Consider the following 4,274-nt stretch of genomic DNA (forward strand, 5'->3'; position numbering starts at 1 on the left):
CCTTAAAGAGCTTCATGGCCTCAAAAATAAGCTCCATAACATTTTCAAAGCTTGATATCTGTTGTATTCAGAAATATCATACCACAAAATGGGTTTGTAGAAGAAACACTGATCTTTTACCTTGCTCCCTATTGTTCAGGGACAGGATTTCAGGACTTATTTGTCAGATCCGGCAAGATTGGACCATTCTTTTGTTTAATCCTTCAGGGGTAGGGAAAAAGGTATGACCTGCCACTTTTTATATTGTCCTATATTGTACAGCACGGTCATATTGACTAGGGCCATCTTTGGAATTTGTTCCTTTTTTAGCTCCGTAACCAGCTGCTGCCACATCAATCAATGGGCCGATAAAGCCAAAAATAGCGGCTTTGGAGCTTGCCGCAGCTGAATCAGAAGCTGCTGATGCCGCCAAGGGAAAGCTTGGTGAAGTAGCAGGGCAAGCAAAAAGTGCTGTAGACATTTATGCAGACAAAGTTAAGGGAACCGTTGACCATCTCGCAGACACAGCGATAGCTACCGTTGATAAAATCCAAAAACAACCTTGATGCCAGTTCAACGTCATGGCAGAAGCCTGTCTTTAAAAGCTTTTGATGCTGGTCACTGAGTGTCTTAAAACCGGCCAAGCCAAGTATGCAAACAGGTTATTGAAGAAGAATCAATTTTTAAAAGGTAAGATCACCATTGAAGACATAACGATAGCGCAAAAAGAATTCATTCAGTATATCAAGTCAACCATCAGGCACAATTATTTAAATACGCCAGGAAATCAATTAACCAAAAACTTAAAAAGAGAAATCATGTCCAATACAGTAATAGGAATTTTCGAGTATGAAAGTGATGCCCAGCAGGCGCAGAATAATTTATTGGCAAACGGGTTTGCTGACGCAGATGTCGATATCGAAACTGCATCATACACCTCAGAAGCCGGCAAAACTTCGGGCAGTGACCATAATGAAGATCTAGCAGACCGTATCGGGAACTTCTTTAGGGATCTTTTCGATGGTGATGAAGAAGAGACAAAACGTTACTCAGAAGCAGGAAAGCGCGGAACCATTGTAACTGTACATGCAGCCAGCGCCAACGAAGCAGAAGCTGCTGCGGCGATCCTTGATCAATACGGGGCAGTTGATGTCAATGAAAGTGCAGCTGGGTATTCCCCTAACCAGACGTATGCTGAAGCCCTGCCGAATGCATCTTCTGTTTCTGATGACACTACTGCTTCACTCCCTATAATTGAGGAAAAACTGCAGGTTGGCAAGCGTCAGGTACAGACAGGTGGTGTGCGTCTGAGGAGCCGCATCGTATCGCGTCCAGTTCAGGAAGGCATCCGTCTTCGCCAGGAGCAGGTCACCGTGGACAGGACACCTGTTGACCGCATTGCGTCAGATTCAGATTTTGACACCTTCAAAGAAGGTACATTCCAAGTAAAGGAGTATGCGGAAGTCCCTGTGGTCAGCAAAGAAGCACGCGTAGTGGAGGAAGTGAGCTTGAATAAAACAGTGGAAGAGCACGATGAGCTCATTAATGAAACCGTCCGTAAAACCGAAGTGGATGTAGAGGACCTTACAGAACAGGAAAGATTAAGAAAGTCAGGGTCAGGTTTATAACTGTCAGCTCTAAAACATTTTCTAGCCTCTGCTTTTAGCAGGGGCTTTGTTTTCCCAAATTGGTTACAAAAACAGCATTGACTTCAAAGAAGAATTAAGATCTTAAAACTCCTATTAACATTAAGAACAAGCTGATCTGCAATTACATGAACTTAAAACATACAAGGGCAGTAGTTACTACCCTTCATATATAAAGTTAAGCAGATCACAAATAAGTAAATATTTATATGGCAAGGATATTGATTACCGGCTCAGTCGATGGGCTGGGGCAACTGGCGGCAAATGCGCTGGTTCACAAAGGGCATAGTGTGGTTTTGCATGCACGTAACCCAGCGCGTGCAAAGTATGGACTGGCTAGGGTACCAGGGGCTGAGACCATACTAACCGGGGATCTATCCAGTATCGAAGAAACCAAAAATCTTGCTTATCAAGTCAACAAATTAGGTGATTTCGATACTGTTATACACAATGCAGCAGTATTCCAGGTGCCAGAAGGTAAACTTACCCAAGACGGCTTGCCGCTACTATTTGCTGTTAACAGCCTAGCACCTTACATCCTGACTTGCCTGATTAAAAAACCCAGGCGCTTGGTTTATCTTAGTTCGGGAATGCATAAGCAAGCAGACCCAGATTTGAAAGGCCTGGAAATTGATAACCTAAGTGTCAGCTATTCTGATTCTAAATTTCACAACTTAATTATGGCAATGGCTGTTGCCTGCCAGTGGCCCAAGGTTTATTCTAATGCGGTAGATCCCGGCTGGGTACCCACAAAAATGGGTGGGCCCGGAGCACCTGATAATTTAATGAAAGGTTTTGCAACCCAGGTGTGGCTGGCAGAAAGTAGCGATGTTCATGCAAAAGTAAGCGGTCAGTATTTTCACCATCAAAAGCAGGATTGTTACCTGCGTCAGGCAGACGATGCCAATGTCCAGAACCAATTCCTTTCTTTCTGTGAAAGGATAAGCGGAGTAGCATTTCCTGCTTAGCAATAGGGACATTGTAGTTATAATAGAATTGTAACTGGTAAGAGAACCAATAGATGTAATTAAATTTAAATTCTATTTAACATAGTACGTTTGAACCGTGTTTAAACTTTCCACATTCTTTGAATAAATTGATCTTAATTAAAGGCCTTCAGTGTGGGGTTCTTTTAGTAAATGGACAAAGAATAGCGGTAAGGATTCATGACCTTAATGGTCGTAAACCATTGTCCTCAAATTTTTCTACTTTTTGAAAAGTATATCTACCCAACCGGTTAATATGTGCAAACCTGGCTGGAGAAAGATGCTCAAAATCATTTTCATCGACCGTGTTGCCATCCGCTTGATGTTTTTTAAGTACTTCCTGTGTATAAATCGTATTCCAAACCACAACCAGGTTTGTCAGAACGTTTAAACAACCAGCAGTCTCTTGCTGGGCATCTTCCTGTTTTCGCCTAAGATGTCCATCGCCACCAAACCAAAGCCAGGCGCGAAGTGCATGCAGCTGTTCACCTTTGTTAAGCTGGGCATGGATACGGCGGCGCAACGGCTGACTTTGTAAGTAACGGAGTATGAAGGTCGTTTTAACCAGTTTTCCGTACTCTTGCAAGAGTGTGGTTAAATGATGTTGACGTGGATATCCTTGTAATTTACTGATTAGCAAAGACGAAGTGACCCATCCGCTTTTTAATGTTGCCGCTACCCGTAATAAATCATCCCACCTGGCCCGGACATATTCCGGACGGAAATTTGAAGTGAATTTGAGAGAGGGATATTTTAGGTCCATTCCCTTAATACGGCAAAGGCTTTGGTTTGAAAGATCGCGCAGCCTGGGCGAAAATAGGAGCCACAATAAATTGAACAGAGCAAAAATGATATCCGTATAACCTCCTGTGTCCGTGGTGTGCTCTACAATTTCCAAGTCTGTCTCGTTACCCAGTATTTCATCCAAGACATAAGTGGCATCCCGGACAGTGGATGGAACAGATTTGCTACCGTACTGAGCATACTGATCTGATGTGTGTGTGATTAGCGTATAACCCTTCCCGTAGCCGTAATAACGCGGGATGGACTGTGCATTGCGGATCTTACCACTAACTGGGAAGCGTTGTCCGTCTGAAGAAGACAACGTGCCACTGCCCCAATAAGATGACAGCCAAAGTTCGTGCTGATAATTAACCAGCCGGACTGTTGCGCGTTTGAGCGTTTCTTCCCTGATGTAATTGGTAGATACCCACCAAAGTGCCTGGTAGTCAAGTCCCGCACTTTGGGCCATTTCGGCCAATGGAATATTGCATGCCCCTGCCAAAAGTGCTGCATACAATAATGTCTGATGGTCTTTACTCCTGGCTTCATTTTCCAGGCCTGTCAACTCATTGGAAAATCCTGTCCAGTTGTCTACTTCCACCAGCAGATCCGTTAGCTCTACCCGCGGTAATAAACGGTCAACCGCAGCACGAAGTGCTTTTACCGATTCGGGCACTTCATCTGCTTTCAAGGGTGTTACTAACAATTCTCCATCATCGTCCAGACGGATATCACCACCGTCGGCCAGTATTTGTATGATACCTCGATTATGTTAGACCACTAATTTAGGTTTGTTAGTTGTTTTAGGCGCACATTTCAAACAGCTCTGCAGGCTTTTTTCGATCTATTCCCTGGTGCGCTCTGAAATGATATCTATCCA

The 4,274-nt window shown here is 43.8% G+C and carries 4 protein-coding genes; 2 read left to right on the plus strand and 2 right to left on the minus strand.

All coding sequences use genetic code 11. The features are described 5' to 3' along the window. Positions 1 to 238: 238 nt before the first annotated feature. Complete coding sequence (locus FEM33_RS21860) at positions 239 to 460, minus strand: hypothetical protein (RefSeq protein WP_138280698.1); 222 nt, start codon at positions 458 to 460, stop codon at positions 239 to 241. A 184-nt stretch (positions 461 to 644) separates the two neighbouring features. Here FEM33_RS21860 and FEM33_RS21865 point away from each other — a divergent pair, with 184 nt between their 5' ends. Both FEM33_RS21865 and FEM33_RS21870 read left to right on the plus strand, forming a co-directional pair. After that, complete coding sequence (locus FEM33_RS21865) at positions 645 to 1,607, plus strand: YsnF/AvaK domain-containing protein (protein ID WP_161597212.1); 963 nt, start codon at positions 645 to 647, stop codon at positions 1,605 to 1,607. Positions 1,608 to 1,834: 227 nt separating this feature from the next. Beyond that, the gene (locus FEM33_RS21870; protein WP_138280696.1) at positions 1,835 to 2,593 is read left to right on the plus strand and encodes an SDR family NAD(P)-dependent oxidoreductase; all 759 of its coding nucleotides are present in this window, start codon (positions 1,835 to 1,837) and stop codon (positions 2,591 to 2,593) included. Positions 2,594 to 2,789: 196 nt separating this feature from the next. Here FEM33_RS21870 and FEM33_RS21875 read toward each other — a convergent pair whose 3' ends face one another. Continuing rightward, the gene (locus tag FEM33_RS21875; protein ID WP_161597213.1) at positions 2,790 to 4,085 is read right to left on the minus strand and encodes a Tn3 family transposase; all 1,296 of its coding nucleotides are present in this window, start codon (positions 4,083 to 4,085) and stop codon (positions 2,790 to 2,792) included. Between the last annotated feature and the right edge of the window lie 189 nt (positions 4,086 to 4,274).

It is taken from the genome of Dyadobacter flavalbus (genome assembly GCF_006149045.1).
Classification (GTDB): Bacteria; Bacteroidota; Bacteroidia; order Cytophagales; family Spirosomataceae; genus Dyadobacter; species Dyadobacter flavalbus.

What these genes read in the sequence shown, in the direction of transcription:
- FEM33_RS21870 (WP_138280696.1), top strand. Translation starts at nt 1,835, where the DNA reads ATGGCAAGGATATTGATTACCGGCTCAGTCGATGGGCTGGGGCAACTG.
- FEM33_RS21860 (WP_138280698.1), bottom strand. Translation starts at nt 460, where the DNA reads ATGTCTACAGCACTTTTTGCTTGCCCTGCTACTTCACCAAGCTTTCCC.